21 protein-coding genes are annotated in these 16,817 nt (G+C 70.1%); 10 read left to right on the top strand and 11 right to left on the bottom strand.

Features of this window, described 5'->3' with window-relative positions; all coding sequences use genetic code 11:
• Window positions 1-63: 63 nt before the first annotated feature.
• From ACWF94_RS03855 to ACWF94_RS03845, 3 genes are read right to left on the bottom strand one after another with little or no spacing between them, the layout of a single operon-like run.
• Complete coding sequence (locus ACWF94_RS03855; RefSeq protein WP_453484370.1) at window positions 64-1,317, bottom strand: GNAT family N-acetyltransferase; 1,254 nt, start codon at window positions 1,315-1,317, stop codon at window positions 64-66.
• A gap of 25 nt (window positions 1,318-1,342) precedes the next feature.
• Window positions 1,343-2,329, bottom strand: a complete 987-nt coding sequence (locus ACWF94_RS03850) for an asparaginase (protein ID WP_453484369.1) — start codon at window positions 2,327-2,329, stop codon at window positions 1,343-1,345.
• A 44-nt stretch (window positions 2,330-2,373) separates the two neighbouring features.
• Window positions 2,374-3,033, bottom strand: coding sequence for an RsiG family protein (locus ACWF94_RS03845; protein ID WP_453484367.1), 660 nt, complete (start codon window positions 3,031-3,033; stop codon window positions 2,374-2,376).
• 148 nt (window positions 3,034-3,181) lie between these two features.
• Here ACWF94_RS03845 and dtd point away from each other — a divergent pair, with 148 nt between their 5' ends.
• From dtd to ACWF94_RS03810, 7 genes are all read left to right on the top strand, one after another.
• Window positions 3,182-3,619, top strand: a complete 438-nt coding sequence (dtd, locus tag ACWF94_RS03840; RefSeq protein WP_453484365.1) for a D-aminoacyl-tRNA deacylase — start codon at window positions 3,182-3,184, stop codon at window positions 3,617-3,619.
• A gap of 240 nt (window positions 3,620-3,859) precedes the next feature.
• Window positions 3,860-5,131 carry a helix-turn-helix domain-containing protein gene (locus ACWF94_RS03835; protein ID WP_453484364.1) on the top strand — a complete coding sequence of 424 codons (1,272 nt, stop codon included), beginning with the start codon at window positions 3,860-3,862 and terminating at the stop codon, window positions 5,129-5,131.
• Between the two features lie 616 nt (window positions 5,132-5,747).
• Window positions 5,748-6,377 (top strand): hypothetical protein, encoded by a 630-nt coding sequence (locus ACWF94_RS03830; RefSeq protein WP_453484362.1) that lies wholly within the window; start codon window positions 5,748-5,750, stop codon window positions 6,375-6,377.
• Between the two features lie 28 nt (window positions 6,378-6,405).
• Entirely contained in the window at window positions 6,406-6,849 is a 444-nt protein-coding gene (locus tag ACWF94_RS03825) for a hypothetical protein (RefSeq protein WP_453484360.1), read from the top strand.
• 115 nt (window positions 6,850-6,964) lie between these two features.
• Window positions 6,965-7,174, top strand: a complete 210-nt coding sequence (locus tag ACWF94_RS03820) for a hypothetical protein (RefSeq protein WP_453484359.1) — start codon at window positions 6,965-6,967, stop codon at window positions 7,172-7,174.
• A 382-nt stretch (window positions 7,175-7,556) separates the two neighbouring features.
• Window positions 7,557-8,429, top strand: coding sequence for a radical SAM/SPASM domain-containing protein (locus tag ACWF94_RS03815; RefSeq protein ID WP_453484357.1), 873 nt, complete (start codon window positions 7,557-7,559; stop codon window positions 8,427-8,429).
• A gap of 5 nt (window positions 8,430-8,434) precedes the next feature.
• On the top strand, window positions 8,435-9,580 hold the full coding sequence (locus ACWF94_RS03810; RefSeq protein ID WP_453484392.1) for a methyltransferase domain-containing protein: 1,146 nt from the start codon (window positions 8,435-8,437) through the stop codon (window positions 9,578-9,580).
• 48 nt (window positions 9,581-9,628) lie between these two features.
• On the opposite strand, the gene ACWF94_RS03805 is transcribed toward ACWF94_RS03810, so the two are convergent.
• Window positions 9,629-9,874 (bottom strand): GntR family transcriptional regulator, encoded by a 246-nt coding sequence (locus ACWF94_RS03805; protein WP_453484355.1) that lies wholly within the window; start codon window positions 9,872-9,874, stop codon window positions 9,629-9,631.
• Between the two features lie 222 nt (window positions 9,875-10,096).
• Between ACWF94_RS03805 and ACWF94_RS03800 the strand changes: the two genes are divergently transcribed.
• Window positions 10,097-10,387 (top strand): hypothetical protein, encoded by a 291-nt coding sequence (locus ACWF94_RS03800; RefSeq protein ID WP_453484353.1) that lies wholly within the window; start codon window positions 10,097-10,099, stop codon window positions 10,385-10,387.
• Window positions 10,384-10,587, top strand: coding sequence for a hypothetical protein (locus tag ACWF94_RS03795; protein ID WP_453484351.1), 204 nt, complete (start codon window positions 10,384-10,386; stop codon window positions 10,585-10,587). The genes ACWF94_RS03800 and ACWF94_RS03795 overlap by 4 nt, the downstream gene beginning before the upstream one ends.
• 340 nt (window positions 10,588-10,927) lie before the next feature.
• On the opposite strand, the gene ygfZ is transcribed toward ACWF94_RS03795, so the two are convergent.
• From ygfZ to ACWF94_RS03765, 6 genes are all read right to left on the bottom strand, one after another.
• Window positions 10,928-11,893 carry a CAF17-like 4Fe-4S cluster assembly/insertion protein YgfZ gene (ygfZ, locus tag ACWF94_RS03790; protein WP_453484350.1) on the bottom strand — a complete coding sequence of 322 codons (966 nt, stop codon included), beginning with the start codon at window positions 11,891-11,893 and terminating at the stop codon, window positions 10,928-10,930.
• A gap of 10 nt (window positions 11,894-11,903) precedes the next feature.
• On the bottom strand, window positions 11,904-12,422 hold the full coding sequence (locus ACWF94_RS03785) for a Fur family transcriptional regulator (RefSeq protein WP_453484348.1): 519 nt from the start codon (window positions 12,420-12,422) through the stop codon (window positions 11,904-11,906).
• 31 nt (window positions 12,423-12,453) lie between these two features.
• A complete protein-coding gene (locus ACWF94_RS03780) occupies window positions 12,454-13,026 on the bottom strand; it encodes an FABP family protein (RefSeq protein WP_453484347.1) in 573 nt (190 codons plus the stop codon).
• 296 nt (window positions 13,027-13,322) lie between these two features.
• Window positions 13,323-14,189 (bottom strand): hypothetical protein, encoded by an 867-nt coding sequence (locus tag ACWF94_RS03775; protein ID WP_453484345.1) that lies wholly within the window; start codon window positions 14,187-14,189, stop codon window positions 13,323-13,325.
• Window positions 14,186-14,935 carry a hypothetical protein gene (locus ACWF94_RS03770; RefSeq protein ID WP_453484343.1) on the bottom strand — a complete coding sequence of 250 codons (750 nt, stop codon included), beginning with the start codon at window positions 14,933-14,935 and terminating at the stop codon, window positions 14,186-14,188. The genes ACWF94_RS03775 and ACWF94_RS03770 overlap by 4 nt, the downstream gene beginning before the upstream one ends.
• Window positions 14,932-15,867 (bottom strand): hypothetical protein, encoded by a 936-nt coding sequence (locus ACWF94_RS03765; protein ID WP_453484341.1) that lies wholly within the window; start codon window positions 15,865-15,867, stop codon window positions 14,932-14,934. The genes ACWF94_RS03770 and ACWF94_RS03765 overlap by 4 nt, the downstream gene beginning before the upstream one ends.
• A gap of 97 nt (window positions 15,868-15,964) precedes the next feature.
• On the opposite strand from ACWF94_RS03765, the gene ACWF94_RS03760 reads away from it, so the two are divergent.
• A complete protein-coding gene (locus tag ACWF94_RS03760; protein ID WP_453484339.1) occupies window positions 15,965-16,327 on the top strand; it encodes a DsrE family protein in 363 nt (120 codons plus the stop codon).
• Window positions 16,328-16,406: 79 nt separating this feature from the next.
• Here the strand turns inward: ACWF94_RS03760 and ACWF94_RS03755 are convergent, their stop codons facing one another.
• Window positions 16,407-16,664, bottom strand: a complete 258-nt coding sequence (locus tag ACWF94_RS03755) for a DUF3099 domain-containing protein (protein ID WP_453484337.1) — start codon at window positions 16,662-16,664, stop codon at window positions 16,407-16,409.
• Between the last annotated feature and the right edge of the window lie 153 nt (window positions 16,665-16,817).

Genomic DNA, 16,817 nt, shown 5'->3' with positions numbered 1-16,817 from the left:
GCACCGGCAGGCACCAGCGGTCACCGGCACGCACCGACAGGCCGACGCCCGCCGACGGACCTCTCAGAAGACGTCGGGGCACCACGGCCGCCTCGGCGTACGGAACACCCACTCCGCCGCCGACGCCGCACCCGCCCGGTTCTCCTCCACCTCGCCCAGCGCCACCAGCCGGGTCACCGACTCGTCGCCCAGATACAGTGCGCCCAACTCCCGTACGTCCAGCGTCAGATGCGGCTCCTCGGCCGTCGGGGCACAGACCGCGCCCTCGGGTGAGGTCTCCAGCCGGAACCGCCCGGACGCGAGCCCGAGCCGGTCACGGATCTCCAGCACCAGGGTGGCGGACGTCCCGTACGTCCGCGCCTCCAGCGCCCGTACGACATCCAGGATCCGTACCCACATGAAGTCCACACAGGTCAGCATCCGCGCCGAGCGCGGGTCGGGCAGCAGCCGGGGCAGCAGATCGTCCGGGGCGCGGTACCCCGTCCGCACGGTGGTGATCCAGTCGATCGAGCAGACGTAGTGCCACAGCGCCCGCTCGGCGGCGGGGGTCACGGCCAGCAGATCGGAGACCTTCGCCGTGTTCAGGGGCTGCTTGCCTTCGCCCCACTTGTCGTCGGCCCGGTAGACGATCAGCCCCTCGATCTCACCGGACGCCGCCCGGTAGACCGCGCAGAACGGCTCGGTCCACGGCTGGCTGGGCACCCGGACCTGGCCGGTGTCGAGCTGCCACTTGCGTTCGTCGCGGCTGACGACTCCGGGCTGGCGCGCGGCCAGCCGGTTGTGCAGCTCCGGGCCCAGCTTGCGGACGTCCGTGACATCCACCAGGTCGATACGGGCGCCTTCCGCCGCGCCGGCGGGGCCCGACCGGCGCGGGTCGAGCCCCGTACGGGGGACGTCGACGGACCACTCGGCGGACGAGGTGGCCGGGCCGAAGCCGTACCGCCCGTAGATCGGGTACTCGGCGGCGACCAGTGAGGCGACCGCGTCGCCGCGCTCCTTGGCCGTCTTCAGGTCCGCCGACATCAGCCGGCTGAGGAGCCCGCGCCTGCGGTGGGTCGGGGAGACGGTGACGTTGGTGACGGCGTTCGACGCGATCCGGGCGCCGCCGACCACCGTGAGCTGCTGGGGGAAGGTGCGATAGGTGGCCACACAGCGGCCGGAGTCGAAGGCTCCGTATGTACGGGACAGCTCGACGCCCGCGCGGCGGCCCGCTATCTCCTCGTCGGACGGGGTCGGCGGGAGGAGGAAGCCGGTGGCCAGGGCCCGCAGCCAGTCGGGGAACTCGGACTCGGTGACTACACGGGTCTCAGGGGTCATACGCCTTACGCTAGGCGCAGCCTCCTCAGAAAGTCGCGCGAATTCCACCGACTTCGGCGCCGCCGCCCAGCAGCGGTGAACGCCCGATCCGCGCGACCACCGGGGCGTCCACCCCCATCAGGGCGAGGCCCCTGGCGAGCACCGGGCCGAGCGCCCGGGAGGCCCCGTCGTCGATCTTGAAGGCCAGGGCGCTGCCGTCCGCGAGCGCCACCGCCTGCACGGCCTCCGCACCCATCTTCGCGAGCGCGCCCGGCACCCCGCGCATCAGCCAGGTGTCGGCCCTGCGGGTACCCGCCACATACTCGGGGTGCGCGCGCATCGCGTCCGCGACCCGCCGCTCGGGCGATGCGGGGTCCGCCAGGACGAGCGCCCGGAACGCCCGCGCGAGCCCCGTCAGACCGATCGCCGGTACGGGCGTGCCACAGCCGTCGGTGCCGGTGGCCGCGACCCGCTCCCCCGACACCTCCTCGACCACCTCGTGGACGAGCCGCTGGAGCGGATGGGCGGGGTCGAGATAGGTCGTACGGTCCCAGCCGTTGCGGACACAGGCCGCGAGCATCGCCGTGTGCTTGCCGGAGCAGTTCATGGTGATCCGCTCCCGTGCGCGCCCGGCGGCGAGATAACTCTCGGCCTCCGCCGGGTCCAGCGGCAGATCGGGCGGGGTCCCCAGCTCACCGGCGGTGAGGCCGTGCTCGGCGAGCATCCTGCGGACGAGATCGAGGTGGAAGACCTCGCCGGAGTGGCTGGCGGCGGCCAGCGCGAGGCGCTCGCCGCCGAGGTCGAGCCCCGAGCGCAGTACGGCGGCGGCCTGGAGGGGCTTGCCGCAGGAGCGCGGGAAGACGGGGGCGGCGGGATCACCGAGCGAGAGCCGCACCCCGCCGTCCGCCGCCAGAACGACCAGCGACCCCCGGTGCCTGCCCTCCACGAACCCGGACCGCACGACCTCCGCGAGGACCGGGGCCTGGCCGCCGGCTGCTGTCGGGCGGGCGTCCATGGTCGGGGTGATGCTCATACGGCTGCCTCCGGGGCGGTTCGCCCGCCTCCGGAAGGATCGCCTCAGGTCAGCAGGTCGTCTACTTGCGCTTCGCCCTCACGGTACCTGCGGGCGATCTCGGCGCTGCAGTCGTCGGCGGTGCGCTGGAGGAGCTGGCGGCGGTGGGAGACCTGCTGCTCGTAGCGGATCAGCCGGCGCATCCCCTCGTGCAGTTCCTGGTCCGTACGGGCGTCGAGGTCGGACAGCTCCACATCCGACAGCATCTCGGCCGCGAGCCTGCGGTACTCCTCGCCGTACGGCGTCGACAGGGTCACATGGCGCGCGGAGCTGCGGTGCCTGGACGGCGCGTCGGCGAGGATCTCGGAGAGCCGGTCCACGACGGGCGCCTCGGGGTCCGTCCGCCGCGCCAGTTCGGCGCGGAGGATGTCGATCCGGCCCTGGAGCAGCCGCCGCACATAGCTGAGATCCGCCTCGTCCCGCTGTGAGTCCCGCCGCAGGGTGCGCAGCTCGGGCAGTCGCAGCGCGGGGAGGTCGTGGTGCGGGGGCTCGGGGAAGGGCGGCGCCTCGTGCGGCCCCTCGGCGGTACGCGGATGGGGCGGGCGCTGGGCGTGGGCGGTCACGGTCCTCGCCCGCGCGGTTGCCGTCACGGCGGTCGCCGTCGGCGATGAGGGTGCCGGAATCGATACGGGACCGGCCGGCTGCCCGGTGCCAGATGTGCTCATATGCGTAATTCCGTCCCCTCGACCGATGCATGGGGTCTCCCCAAGCCCGGAGGGCCGAGGGGATGCACCGCCTCTGTGCATCGTGCCATTCCGGAACCGTTCGACGCAGGCGGTCTGCACCCGTTCAGCCGCAGATAGGTTGGTCTGTATGCGTGCTGTGGTGCAGAGGGTCGACGGGGCGAGTGTCGCCGTGACAGACGAGTCGGGGACCGAGACGGTCGGCGAGATCATCGGCGAGGGACTGTGTGTGCTGGTGGGAGTGACCCATGAGGACACGCCGGAGAAGGCGGCCCAGCTCGCCCGCAAGCTCTGGTCCCTGCGCGTCCTGGAGGGCGAGAAGTCCTGCTCGGACGTGAATGCGCCCTTGCTGGTGATTTCGCAGTTCACTCTCTACGGGGACGCCCGCAAGGGCCGCCGCCCCACCTGGAACGCGGCCGCCCCCGGCCCGGTCGCGGAACCGCTGGTGGACGAGGTGGTGGCCCGCCTGCGCGAGCTGGGCGCGCGCGTGGAGACGGGTCGCTTCGGCGCGACCATGCGTGTCTCCCTGGTGAACCAGGGCCCCTTCACGGTCCTGCTCGACGTCTGAGCCCGGGGGGCGCCGGGCTCCGGTACGGGCCGAATCCGCGCACCGGGGTGCGCACGTCCAGCCCCGCCGAGCTTCCCGTCACCAAGGGCTCGGCGGGGCTCTCTGCGCCTGCCGCGTGAATCCGGATCGCGGAACTCGCTTTCCGTCGCGTGGTGCCTGGTGGTCCGCCGGTGGGTAGGAACCTCACGGGCCCGTGGTCGTTTGGTGCGGCGTACCTTGGATTGAAAGGGAGGTGAGGCAATGTCAGAGCTTGCGAGGAACGTCAAGAAGTACCGGCGCAGTGCGGGCATGAACCAGGAAGACCTGGCGGCAGCGTCGGACCTGTCGGTCTCGACAGTGCAGAAGGTCGAGCAGGGAGGGAGTGCCTACGTCGAGACATTGCATGCGATCGCGCGAGGGCTCGGGGTCCCGACGAGCCTGTTGTTCGTAGCGGACTCGCCGGCTCCTGTGATAGGGGACGAGACGACGCGCCAGAGCTTGTTCGCGCTGCGCATGGCACTCATGCCCCCCGTCGGGCTTGATGGAGTGCTTGCGGGTTCGGCAAGCGCTCCGGGAGAGGCGGAGCGCCCCGAAGAACCGGTCCCGGATCTGCGCCAACGTGTGCTGGACACTCACGCGCTCTACCGTGCGGACAGGTTCGAGTCTGTGGCCCGGATGTTGCCCGACCTACTGCGCAGGACCGAAGCGGCCGTGCTGATGGCCGAGGACCCAGAGCAGCACCGTACGACCGTGACGCGCGCACTCGCGTTGCTGGTCGCGGGGAAGTACCTGACTCAGGTCCGTCAATACGATCTGGCATACCACGCGCTCGCTGAGGGAATTCGGCTCGCCCGGGAAGCGGGAGAGCAGCAGGTCGCAGCTACGGGCGTGGTGGGGCTTGGGTGGCTGCTGCTACGGCAGGACCGCTTTGGCGAGTGCTACCAACTCGCGGTCGCCACTGCGTCCTTCATGGAGCCACGCATGACCGACGTTGACAGCGCACGGGTCGGACTTTGGGGTGAACTGTGGATGCGAGCCGCCGCGTCTGCGGTCCGCGACAACCGGCCCGAAGAGGCCAAGCACGCGCGGAAGATGGTGGACCGCGCTGCTGCGGGGATGGACAAGGAAGATCGAACGTTTCCCACCACGTGGGGCGGATTCGGCCCCGTCAAGGTGGCAGTCAAGTCAATCGAGGACTGTCTGGTAACTGGTCAGAGCCAGAGCGACGCGCGGGAAGTGATCGCCCGTTCGGTGCAGGGAGTTCTGGAACCCAAGGCGCTCCGAAAGCTTGGGTATCCCGCTGAGGGTGCCGATTGGTCCCGGCACAGGCTTGATGTGGCCCGCGCCCACACGCTGCTCGGCTCGCACCAGGACGCCATGGACGAGTTGACGGGAATCAAAGTCACGGGAGCTGAGTGGATCAGGCACCAGCCCATGGCCCGACGCGTCATGGGGGACATCCTTCATTCGCGCAAGCGCACTCTCACCCAAGAGATGCGCGACATGGCCGCCTATCTGCAAGTCGTCGAGTAGGTCCTACGTTCCGTAGGAGTCCCGTCGCTTCGTGTGACGAACTCTGCTGTTCCGCTTGTGGTTTGACGCTCGGTCATCGCCGTACGGTCATCGTGACCTGCCTCACAATCCCCCCGGGGGGCCACGATGACCACCAGGCGTACGGACGCGGACAGGACGCGTCGCCGGAACCTCAACGATGCCGCAGCCGGTGTGCCCGCTGCGCGCGAGCACAACCCCGAGCTGGGGGAATTGCTGCACGACACGTCCACCGGCAAGGTCGGAGAGTTCCAGGGGGCTGTCGGCGGTTTGTGGCAGCTCCGGCCCCCGGGGGGCGGGTTGGAGTGGGACGCGCGACCCGTTGCGGTTGAACCTGCGGATGGCTACGACATCTTGCGCGCCCGCAACGCCGAGGACGAGCGCACCAGGCGGGCACACCGTCGATGACCTTGCACATGACACCCGTAGAAGGGTCCTGGCGTGGTCATGGAGAGGGCCGGGGCCGCTACTTCCTCCGTCCGCCCGGGGGCGGAATCGAGTGGGACGCGCACGGTGCGGACGTTCGTCCGGCCACGGTGGCGGACCAACTCCGGCCCGCTCTGGCCGAGGTGGACGCGCGGAGCCGTAGGGGCTCGGTATGGGGCACGTGATGTGGTCCGGGACTGCTGGGCCGCCGTGGGCCTACCGTGCCGAGGCCGTCGCCGAAGGGCTCGTCATCGGCACCGGGCGGCCCGCACGGTACGTGCTCGGCACATTCGCGAGCCCGTATCCGGGGCGGGTGCTGCGGTGGCTGCGCAAACAGGCAGTGCGGATCGCGGACGGGCTCGACCCGGACCCCGCGTCGGTGCCGTGGCCCGCCGCGCTCCGCCCCGGACCGTCCGCACACACGGGAAACGGGGACGTTGCCTCGGTGTTCCGCGACTGGGCGAACGACGACGGGCCCCCCGACGAGGCACGCCGCCGGCTGGTCACCGGGAACCCGGTCCTGCTGGTGGGCGCAGATGTCACCGGGTGGTACGCGCTCGCCGCGTGGCCGGTGGCCGCACCCGCCCGCATCGCCAGTCCCGGCACCGAACCGTACTCCCCCTCTCCTCCGCTGACGGCACGCAGGGCAGAGGAGGCCAACTCCAACCGCAGCGGCGATACGGAGAACACACGCCGCATCGGGAGGGGACACGACCCCGCCGCGTCATGCCGGTGCCGTACAGACCATCCATCAGATACGGCGCTCGGGCGTCCCGCTCCGCCCCGCCCCCGGCGTGGGTGACCGGGGCCGCCCACCCCGAAAGGCACCGATGTCCGCGATCACCGAACTGACCCGCCCACGCCCCGCACACCCCTGCCACCTCTGCGACACCCTGAAAGCCGCCCTGCGCGCCCGGTCGGCCGCCGGGGACATCGACGGCTTCATCCGCGTCAGCGACGCCCGCACCCTCCACGAGAACACCGCCCACGCCGACACCATCCGCGCGAGCGTCCCCGACATGCCCAAGCGCCCCCGCCGGAGCAGCGAGAACCGCACCCCCCGCCGCACACCCACCGAAGTACAAGCCGCCCAGGAACGCGTCATCGCCGAACGGGCCACCGTCATCGCGACGTACGTCGGGGGCGTGACCCTCGACGACCTCGCACAGACCTACGGCGTAGCCCACTACTGGCTCAAGACCACCCTCACGGAATGGCACGTCCCGGTACGCGACCGCTCCGCCGCCGGAGCCGCCCGGCGCCGGACACCCTGACCCCCGCCCCTGCCGTGCCGGCCAACGATGCTTCCCCAAGCAATCAACCGGCAGGGGCGGGCACCACCCCCAGGGGCCCGCACGGGCCCGGAACACCACCGAGAAAGAGCGCCACATGTTCAGACGCACATCCCACACCGTCCAGGCCGTACGCGCCGACGCGACCAGAGCAGCGAGCGGACAACACACCACCCCGAAAGACAACCAGGCCGCCGCCGAACGCCGCGCCCTCATGCGCGAAGCAAGCAACCACGAACGACGCCAGCACGCACACGAACGAGTACGGATGAGCGACCACAGCCCCGGAGCACCGGACCCGGGCTAACCGGTCATATCCATGACATCCGTTCGGCTGCCGTTCCTCGGCGGTCCCGAACGGGCACGGTCCGGACCCGACCGGGTCCGGACCATCGAGAGGGAGGGACCGACATGACCGTTACCGAGCCCGAGACCGAAATCCCCGAAATCCCCGAGGTCATCGAGACCGACACCGACGACCCCGAGCCGACCGGACCGGGTCAGCCGACGAGCGTCCCGAGGACGGCCAGCGCGACCAGGTCAACATTTTCCGTCGCACCACCACGGCCGGACGCATCGCGGCGTAGGGCCTGCACAATCCCCCGTCCGGCTGTTCCCGTGAGCAGCCGGACGGGCAAGGCACCACCACACCAGTCACACGTTCCGACCCACCAAGGAAGGGAAGGGCAATGACGTTAGTCACTGAGTCCCCGGCCAGGCCGTTTGCTGGAGTCAGCACGCTTGAGTTGGAAATCACCGGCACGTGCCAACTCGCGTGCTCACACTGCCTGTCGGAGTCGAGTCCCCAGGTGAGCCACGGTGCGATGACCCCCGCAGACTGGCGACAGGTGATCACCGACGCTGCCAAGCTCGGGATTGCGCGTGTCCAGCTGATTGGCGGTGAACCCACCGTCCACCCGCAGTGGTGTGGCTTCACCGAACATGCGCTCTCGCTCGGGCTCGCGGTTCAGGTGTACTCCAACCTCTTCAACGTCGCGTGGTCCTGGTGGCCACTGCTGGAGCGGGACGGGGTGACCCTGGCGACCAGCTATTACAGCGACGACCCCCGGGAACACGACACCATCACCGGCAAGCCGGGAAGCTACTTCCGCACCCGTACCAACATCGAGGAAGCCGTTCGGCGGGGCATCTCCCTGTACGTCGGAATCGTGGACGTACTCGATGGGCAGCGGGTCGCGGAAGCACGGTCCGAACTGGTCGGCATGGGCGTGACGGACATCCGGACCGACCGGGTACGCGCGATCGGCCGTGGTGCGTCGCCCGGACAGTCGCCTACGCTCAAGGAGATGTGCGGGCACTGCACCCGAGGGCGCGCGGCAGTGCTGCCGACCGGGGAACTCGCCGGCTGTGTCCTCTCGCGGGACTTCCCGGTCGGTAACGTCCGGGAAAGGCGGCTCGCCGAACTCCTCGGCGGGAAGGAATGGGCAGCACTTGCCGAGAGCATCCCGGCCCCCCGGGCCGCTTGCAGCCCGAACGACACGAACGACTGCAACCCCGCCAAAACCCCGGCCTGTCTGCCCAAGTACCCCAAGAGTGGGTGATGACCATGGATTGGCAACGGCACGCACAGCAGCTTGCGCAACAGGTGACCGACCCTGATTCCCGGTGGCTGTCCCCGGTAGCGAACGTGCCCCGTCACGAACTGGTGCCCCGCTGGTGGGAACGGAACGCAAGCGGCGGGTGGTCGCTGCGGATCGGGGAGGACGACCCCGGCGCGTGGATGAAGGCGGCCTACTCGGACCAATCGCTGATCACCCGGGTCGGTCCCCTGCACGCCGACCACGCCAAGCCCGGCGACCAGACCGAGGGAATGCCCACGTCCTCGGCAACACTGCCGGGCCTGGTCGTGACGATGCTGCGCCATGGCAGGCTCGGTGACGGTCTCGATCTGCTCGACCTGGGCACCGGGGCGGGCGGACTCACCGCCTACGCCGCCCGGCGGATCGGCGATCGGCATGTGACCAGTCTGGACGTTGACCCCTATCTCACCAGCGCGGCGGCGGAACGCCTCGCAAGGCTCGGGCTCCATCCGCGATTCCGCGCGGTGGACGCGACAGCGGAGATCCCGGGCGTCTACGACCGGATCATTGCCACCGTGGGCATGACCCCTGGCCCGGGCTTCCGTCCCATGCTTGGCGCGCTCCGTGAGGGCGGACGGCTGGTCACCACCCTGGCCCGGACCACCATGATTCTCACCGGGTGGAAACAGGCGAACGGTGATGTGGTCGGCAGGATCGAACGGGATTGGGCCGGGTTCATGCTCACCCGGTCCGGGGACGACTATCCGCCCGCACTGTCCGAGCTGTTCGTACTCGCCCGGGAAGCGGACGGGGACGAAACCAGCAAGGGCCGCTATCCCGTCGTCGACGTGGCGGAAGCGTGGGAAGTCCGGTCCATGCTGGAAGTCACCACACCCGGTGTCGAACTCGACTACCAAGTTGAGGACGGACAGCGGACCGCCTACCTGGTCCACCCCGACGGTTCATGGACCCGAGCGTCCGCCGAGTGGACAGAGCCGCCAACCGTGCACCAGGGCGGACCGCAACGACTGTGGGACACCGTGGAACGCATCCGTACATGGATGCTCGCAGAGGGCGGACTGCCCCTGTACGGCGCACAGGCACGCGTCACACCGGACGGAATCATTCACCTGGCCCGTGGGCAATGGGAAGACACCATGGGCGCACAGTAGGCCCCTGACTGCCCCGCCCGTCCGCCGAGTCCTGGTAGGCGGGTGGGGCTACTTGTTGCCCTGGTCGCCCTCTGCGGAACGCACGAAGGTCCCCATGTTCGGCACGGTCGTGATCAACCCGGTCTCGCGAAGTGCTTTCGTCGCCTTGCGTATCGTGTCGCGGTTCACGCCGAACTCGGCAGCCAACCGAACCTCCGAGAGCTGGAAACGCTCCGGGTACTCCCCGCGCTCAATCCTGCGGGTGATCTCTTCCGCGATCTGCTGCCACTTCGGGCGCATGGGGTCGAACTTCACACCGTGACGTTACCGAGGGAGCACCCGTGGCGCATATTCGCCCCGCACCGCCCCTCGGGGTGGACAGGGGGGTACAGGATAATTACCTTCAGAAGCGAAAGCGCCCCGAGGGACCGAATAGGCCCGGTCCCTCGGGGCTCGCCGAAACAGCTTTAAGGGAGCTGAACGACGTTGAGTGATCGTATCTCTCGTGCCCTCGTATGGGTGCTGAACCTTTTCCCGTTGACGCGCCGAACCCGCCCTGGACGGCACACCGCCGAGTACCTCGCCACCCAGCACCGCGACCCCGCGCCCCTGGTCATCTGCACCGCACGCACCCCGGTCCCCGCGCACGTCCTCGCCCGCTCGGTACCCACACCGTTCGGTCACCGCATCGGACCATGGCTGATCGCCAAGGAAGCCGCCGACCGCAAGCGGCAGCGCCGCGTATCGGCCGTGGCGGCGACCCTCGGGCACGATGTGCCGTTCCCGTTCGACGCGTCCCACGTGGCACGGGTGGGGGTGTCGGCATGACACGCGACGCAATCACCAGCGAACCCCCCGCCGAGTCCGGCGCAACATGCTGCGTCTGCAAGCGGTGGACACCCGTACCCATCCCTGTCCGGGACATCGAGCGCGCGAGCGGTGGCCCGGTGACCCTCTACGCGTGCCCCAAGCATGTGGTGGGCCTGACGCCTGCCCCGGTCCCCGGAGAGCTTGAACCGGACGCGTAGCCCCCGCAGACAGCAAGAACGCTCCATGCGACCAACTGTCGTGCGGAGCGTTCTTACCGTCTGACCTGGTGCTTTATGAGATACCAGAGTGTAGGGTCCACCGGGGCTAAGCTCCAGCGACCGGTACGCACCCCGTGCACGAAACCCGCACCACCGTGGCACGGCACGCCCTCCGGGCGTGTCCTCAAACGCCGGACGGGCTGGAGTTGCGCACCCAGGTGAACAACTTCAGCCCCGCCTGGGGGCCCCTCCCAGGCGAAGCTCTGGGGGAGATTGAGGCGCTGGGGGTCCCCCCACGCCGCAGGGCGTAGGGGGCGGTCCGGGGCGGAGCCCCGGGTGGTCAGGGCTCGACCACGGTTTCCTGGGCCGCCGCCGTGGAGCCCGCCACCAGCTCCGCGTCCACCGGCACATTCCGCTTCACCAGCGCCAGCGCGATCGGCCCCAGCTCGTGGTGCCGGGCGGAGGTGGTGACGAAGCCCAGCTTGCGGCCGTCCTCGCCGTCCGACGCGAGCCGGATCGGGGTGCCGGGTCCCGGCAGGTGCACCTCGCTGCCGTCGAGGTGGAGGAAGACGAGCCTGCGCGGTGGCTTCCCCAGGTTCTGGACGCGGGCGACGGTCTCCTGCCCCCGGTAGCAGCCCTTCTCCAGATGGACCGCCGAACCGATCAGACCCACCTCGTGCGGGATGGTGCGATGGTCGGTCTCGAAGCCGAGGCGGGGGCGGTGGGCCTCGACCCGCAGGGCCTCGTACGCGAGGATTCCCGCGAGCGGCCCGTGCGCGGCGGCGAAGGACTCCAGGTCGGCGCGCGGCAGGAAGAGGTCGCGGCCGTGCGGCATCTCCCGTACGGCCACCCCTTCGGGGACCTCGGCGATCGACCCGGCGGGCAGATGCACCACCGCGAAGTCGTCCGTACGGTCGGCCACCTCGACCCGGTAGTAGAACTTCATCGACTCCAGATAGCCGACGAGCGCCTCCTGGCTGCCCGGCTCGACATGCGCCCAGAGGGTCTCGCCGTCGTCCACGAGCGAGAGCGCGTGCTCGATATGGCCGTTCGATGTGAGGATCAGCGCCTCGGTGGCCCGGCCGGCGGGCAGCTCGCTGACATGCTGGGTGACCAGCAGATGGAGCCAGCCGAGCCGGTCGCCCCCGGTGACGGTGACAACACCCCGGTGCGAGAGATCGACGAGGCCGGTGCCGTCCGCGAGGGCGCGCTGTTCGCGGAAGAGATCGCCGTAGTGCGCGGCGACCCCCTCGTCGGCTCCCTCGGCGGGGACGGCGCCGGGCAGGGACAGCAGTGGGCTCTTCATGGAGACAAGCCTACGACTCAGTAGTTGAAGCCTCAGCCGAAGCCCCTGGCGCCGTCGGCGCGGCCTCGCGGGTGGCCTCGCGGGCGGCCCCGGAAGCCGCCTCCCGAGTCGCCTCGGCGGCACACTTCTCGCAGCGGCCGAAGATCGCGAAGTGCTTCATGTCCGTCTCGAACCCGAAGGTCTCGCGCAGCGTGGCCGTGAAGTCCCCGGCGATCCCGACATCGGCCTCGATGACCCCCGCACAGTCCCGGCAGACCAGATGGATGTGGTGATGCCGGTCGGCGAGATGGTAGGTCGGGGCGCCATGGCCGAGATGGGCGTGGGAGACCAGACCCAGCTCTTCGAGGAGTTCCAGGGTCCGGTAGACGGTGGAGACATTGATCCCGGAGGCGGTTTTGCGCACTTCGCAGAGAATGTCGTCGGGTGTCGCGTGCTCCAGGGCGTCGACAGCCTCAAGGACAAGCTGCCGCTGAGGGGTCAGCCGGTAGCCGCGCTGCCTCAGATCGCTCTTCCAGTCGGTGCTCACCACGCCTCCAGTGTATGCAGGGCGCGGCGACCTCCTACCTGAAGAAGGCGATTCCGTCGTCCGGGAGATCCTTCAGGTCCTTCGCCCAGTTCTCGACCTGCTCCGGTGAGACGACCTTCTTCAGCTGCGCGGACATATACGGCCGCAGCGGCACGTCCGGAGTGGACTTCTCGCCCACCCACATCAGGTCGCCCTTCACATAGCCGTAGAGCCGCTTGCCACCGCTGTACGGGTCGGCGGCGGCCGTCCGCGCGACCGCGTCGGTCACCAGGTCGATCTGCGGCTTCTGATCGGCGAGATCGCCGTACCAGACCTCGACAACGCCCTGGTCACGGACCATGACGACCTCGACCTTGCGGTCCTTGTCGATACGCCAGTAGCCGTGCTCGCTCTCCAGCGGCCTGACCTTCTTGCCCTCGGAGTCGAGCACCCAGGAGTGCGAGGCGTACTCCACGAAGTCCCGGCCGTCGTGGCTGAAGGTGACGGACTGGCCGAAGTTGCACTTCTCGGCCCCGGGGAAGTCGGACACGCCCGCGCCCTCCCAGGTCCCGAGGAGGAAGGCGAGGGGGACGAGGTCCGGGTTCAGGTCGGACGGGATCTCGATCATGATCAGCTCTGGCGATCTGCTAGGGCGTGGGCGGTGGTCTCAGGCAGCGGTCAGCGCTGGCCCTGGTACAGCTTCTTCACGGTCAGTACGGCGAACGCGCCGACACCGACACAGACCAGGACCAGCAGGGCCTCGAAGAAGATCTCAAGCACGGGTGCTCCTCGGGTGAGCGGTTGAGCGGGCGAGCGGACGAACGATGGGGCGATGGGGCGAAACACAGACCGGACCCCAGCCTAATGGGTGGGGGCCCGGGAACCGGTGTGAGGTCCGCCCGGGTCAGCCCGGGTCAGCCCGGGTCAGCTGAGCAGCTGACTCTGGAGGACGACCGTCTGGTGGAAGGGTACGGCCGCGACCCGGCCGCCCTCCCGGGAGTGGATCACCAGAGCGAGAGTGTCACCGGCGACGATGTACGCCTGGCGCGTCTCGTGTCCGCCCGCCGGCGCGATCTCCCGGAAGACGTACGCCGACACCGAGTCGGAGCCGCCGTTGCCCCACTCGGGGTCCGGCTCGAACTCGGTGGTGCGGTGGAGGGGAAGCCCGGCCGTCACCCCGGCGGCCAGCTCCCCGGCGAGGAAGAACTCCGCCGTCTGCTCCGACTCGAACCGCAGCAGATAGACCCTGGAGGCCGTGCCGTCGGGCATGGTCCAGCCACGCGCCGCGATATGCCGTACGGAGGCGTCATCGAGCGCCAGCGCGACGGCGGCCCGGTTCTCCGGCGCGAACTCGGCGGCGAACCGCCGCACCGTGGTCCAGCCGCCGTTCAGCCGCCCGTCGGCCCTGCTGCCGCCCGGGGCCGGCAGCAGAAGCCGCCGCAGGTCGGCGTGGTGGATCTGATCCGTATTCTCCTCCGCGAAGGGGTGTGGACTGCCCTGGGGCAGCGCGGGCAGCGACAGCCGGGGATACTCCCAGCGGCCGTCGTCCTCGGTGCCGAGCCCGGGTATGTCAGTGCGCTCCTGGGAGACGACACCGTAGGCGGTGCCCGCGCCCAGTCCCGCGCAGACGAGAAGCGCGGCGCTCCAGCGGGCCACGGCCCGCAGCGCCCGGCGATCGCGGGCGGGTGACTCTCCCCCGGGCGGATTCCCGGGCTCCGGGTCGCCGGACAGCCGGGGCGTGGGCGTGGTCCCGCGCTCCGGGGTCACGGGACGGCGGGTGGGCCCGGTCATATGCGCTCCCCTTGGGACGCGATGCGGTCGAGCTGCCGCTTCAGCAGCTCGGCGACGGCGGACTTGTCGAACGGGTTGACACCCTGGGCAACGACGGTCACCAGTACGCCGGAGGTATGCGCCGAACACGACAGCCGGTTCAGCCCGGTGTCCTCGTCGCCCTCTGAGCCCGGGCGCAGGTCCGCAGACGGCAGATGGCAGACGGCTTGAGGGTGACCCTTGATCTTCGGGCCCTTGGACAGCCCCACGGCACGGGCGAGCTGAGTCCGCAGGTCGTGGTACTCCCGCATCCGCTGCACGTTCCGCGACCGGACGAGCCGCACCTGGACGACGAGGCTGTAGTCCACCGAGGTGAACGAGCGAGTGGCGACGCTCAGTATCCCGAGCCGGTCGATGCTTCTCTCGTTCGCCCGGCGCCGCTCCTCCGTCAGACCGCGGCTCTCCGCCTTGAGCAGCGCGACCGCCTGCTCGCCGGACCGCTCGTCGTCGTTGCCGAACAACTCAAGATCCGGGCCGAGCCGGTAGCCGTCGGGCACCGGAAGCAGCAGGCTGCCGAACGCCGACGGGGATCGTACGGTGTCCGGGGTGGGGTCCTGGACGGGGGCGGCCGCGGACTTGCCCCAGATTCTCGTCGAAGCGGTGCGGTCGGCGTCGTCGGCGCTGACGCCTATGGAGACGAGTCCGGCGGCGATGAGAGCGCCGACGAGTCCGGCGGGGAGGGCGAAACGGATCAGGGCGGACTTCACAGGCGTTCCAGTTGTCGTTCGGCCAGGGCCCGGATGTCGAGGGGACCGATGGGCCGGGAGTCGGTGATGAAGATGTCGGCCACGATGTCTCCGCGCTGGAAGATCGCATGGGCTTCGTAGTACGACTGATTGCCGGCTTGTGCAGGGACCTTGTAGGTGTCGAAGCGGCCGTTTCCGCTGCCCCTGAGGCGATGGCCGTCGTCGATCACTTCGCCCCCGGTGCCGCCGGCGCCCCGTAGGTAGATCTGACGTCCGGCCGTCATGGCCACGGCGGCCTGGTTCCTGCGGAACTGAAGGAGCCGGATCTCGGTCTCCCGGTCGCCCTGCTCCCAGGAGGAGCCCGCGATCCGGCGGAGGTCTTCCGACAGGAGATTCCTGAACGCCCAGGCCGAGTCCTCGAAGCGCAGGGACTCGGTCACGACGTCCGCCCAGCCGTCCCGCAGCCCGGATTCCCTGCTGGTATCCCGCGCCCGCGCCGGTTTGGGCACCAGTAGTCGGCGCAGATCGCCGTCCGGCCCGACCTGGCGGTCCTCGGCCGCCGGGAGAGGCGCCGGGCGCTCGCTCTCCGGGAGCGGCTTCGCCGGATACCCGAGGTCCGGCTGGCTCAGCGCGGGCAGCGGGGTCGGCTGGCGTCCGGCCTGTACGTGGTAGCCGGCGGCGGCCCCGCCGACGATGCCCACCACGGCGGCGAGCGCGACGATGAGGGCGGTCCGACCGCGCGGGCGCGAGGGTGTGACCACCGGGACCTGCTCCGGCTCGGGCTCCGGCCCCTGTTCCGGCTCGGGCTCCGGTACCTGTTCCGGCCCGGATTCCGGCCCCGGCGTGTGCTCCCGGTCCTCTCCTGTCTCCTGCTGATCCTCCCGGTGCCGTCCGGCCGGGTGCCGGGGCTGCCCGCCCGCCGTGGTCTGTCTGTCCGCGTCCTGCGTATCCAAGGAGCCCCTCCACGAGACCTGCCGAACGTCCTCCGTGCACAGAGCAGACACGCGGGCGGCCGAAGGAGTTGCGGCGACGGCGCATTACAGTTCCACCATGGCCAAAAAGCTCGTGATCAAGGTGACCGCAGGCGCCGACGCGCCCGAGCGGTGCTCGCAGGCGTTCACCGTGGCGGCCGTCGCCGCGGCCAGTGGCGTCGAGGTGTCGCTCTGGCTCACCGGGGAGTCGTCGTGGTTCGCGCTCCCCGGGCGGGCGGCGGAGTTCGAGCTGCCGCACGCGGCGCCGCTGCCGGATCTGATCGAGTCGATCCGGGCGGCGGGGCAGGTCACGCTCTGCACCCAGTGCGCGGCACGCCGGGAGATCTCGGAGAAGGACGTCATCGACGGTGTGCGGATCGCCGGGGCGCAGGTCTTCGTCAGCGAGATCATGGGGGACGGGGTTCAGGCCCTCGTCTACTGACGTACGCACCGCACATTCGGCACATTCGTGAGGACGGCGCTCGCCACCGCCGACACGGCAGACCTGACCGGCCCACCGGCTATGGGCGGCGCTTGCCGTCCAGTTCGTCCCACCACTTGTCGGACTCGGGGTCACCGCTGGGGTCGTCCCACCAGCGGTCCTCCGGGCCCCGGCGGTTGGCGATCATCGCCGCGAGCGGGGGGATGACCATGGCGACGAAGCACATCGCGACGGCCACCGGGATCGACCAGAGCCGGACGAAGGCCCAGGCGGAGACGAAGAGGAACAGGCACCCGCCCATCAGCAGGAAATAGGCACGTCGACGCCGTGCGTACATGCTTCCAGCGTACGACCGGGAGGGCCGCGCGGGAACGCGGACGGCGTGAGCCTGGCCGGGCGGAACGCCCAAACGGCCGGAACGCGTGCACCGGAGCGGACGTGGCTAGGCCCCGTGTCGGTCGAAAGACCGGCCGGGCGCGCGGGGCGGGAC

This window comes from Streptomyces sp. NPDC055078 (assembly GCF_053607985.1).
The sequence above is the reverse complement of the archived record's forward strand: the minus strand, read 5'-3'. Positions and strand labels throughout refer to the sequence as shown.

Excerpts from the sequence above, each read along its gene's own strand:
- ACWF94_RS03760 (WP_453484339.1), top strand. The coding sequence starts at position 15,965 with ATGGCCAAAAAGCTCGTGATCAAGGTGACCGCAGGCGCCGACGCGCCC.
- ACWF94_RS03850 (WP_453484369.1), bottom strand. The coding sequence starts at position 2,329 with ATGAGCATCACCCCGACCATGGACGCCCGCCCGACAGCAGCCGGCGGC.
- ACWF94_RS03820 (WP_453484359.1), top strand. The coding sequence starts at position 6,965 with ATGTTCAGACGCACATCCCACACCGTCCAGGCCGTACGCGCCGACGCG.
- ACWF94_RS03830 (WP_453484362.1), top strand. The coding sequence starts at position 5,748 with ATGGGGCACGTGATGTGGTCCGGGACTGCTGGGCCGCCGTGGGCCTAC.
- ACWF94_RS03835 (WP_453484364.1), top strand. The coding sequence starts at position 3,860 with ATGTCAGAGCTTGCGAGGAACGTCAAGAAGTACCGGCGCAGTGCGGGC.
- ACWF94_RS03775 (WP_453484345.1), bottom strand. The coding sequence starts at position 14,189 with ATGACCGGGCCCACCCGCCGTCCCGTGACCCCGGAGCGCGGGACCACG.
- ACWF94_RS03780 (WP_453484347.1), bottom strand. The coding sequence starts at position 13,026 with ATGATCGAGATCCCGTCCGACCTGAACCCGGACCTCGTCCCCCTCGCC.
- ACWF94_RS03810 (WP_453484392.1), top strand. The coding sequence starts at position 8,435 with ATGGATTGGCAACGGCACGCACAGCAGCTTGCGCAACAGGTGACCGAC.
- ygfZ (WP_453484350.1), bottom strand. The coding sequence starts at position 11,893 with ATGAAGAGCCCACTGCTGTCCCTGCCCGGCGCCGTCCCCGCCGAGGGA.
- ACWF94_RS03825 (WP_453484360.1), top strand. The coding sequence starts at position 6,406 with ATGTCCGCGATCACCGAACTGACCCGCCCACGCCCCGCACACCCCTGC.
- ACWF94_RS03795 (WP_453484351.1), top strand. The coding sequence starts at position 10,384 with ATGACACGCGACGCAATCACCAGCGAACCCCCCGCCGAGTCCGGCGCA.
- ACWF94_RS03845 (WP_453484367.1), bottom strand. The coding sequence starts at position 3,033 with ATGAGCACATCTGGCACCGGGCAGCCGGCCGGTCCCGTATCGATTCCG.
- dtd (WP_453484365.1), top strand. The coding sequence starts at position 3,182 with ATGCGTGCTGTGGTGCAGAGGGTCGACGGGGCGAGTGTCGCCGTGACA.
- ACWF94_RS03855 (WP_453484370.1), bottom strand. The coding sequence starts at position 1,317 with ATGACCCCTGAGACCCGTGTAGTCACCGAGTCCGAGTTCCCCGACTGG.
- ACWF94_RS03815 (WP_453484357.1), top strand. The coding sequence starts at position 7,557 with ATGACGTTAGTCACTGAGTCCCCGGCCAGGCCGTTTGCTGGAGTCAGC.
- ACWF94_RS03755 (WP_453484337.1), bottom strand. The coding sequence starts at position 16,664 with ATGTACGCACGGCGTCGACGTGCCTATTTCCTGCTGATGGGCGGGTGC.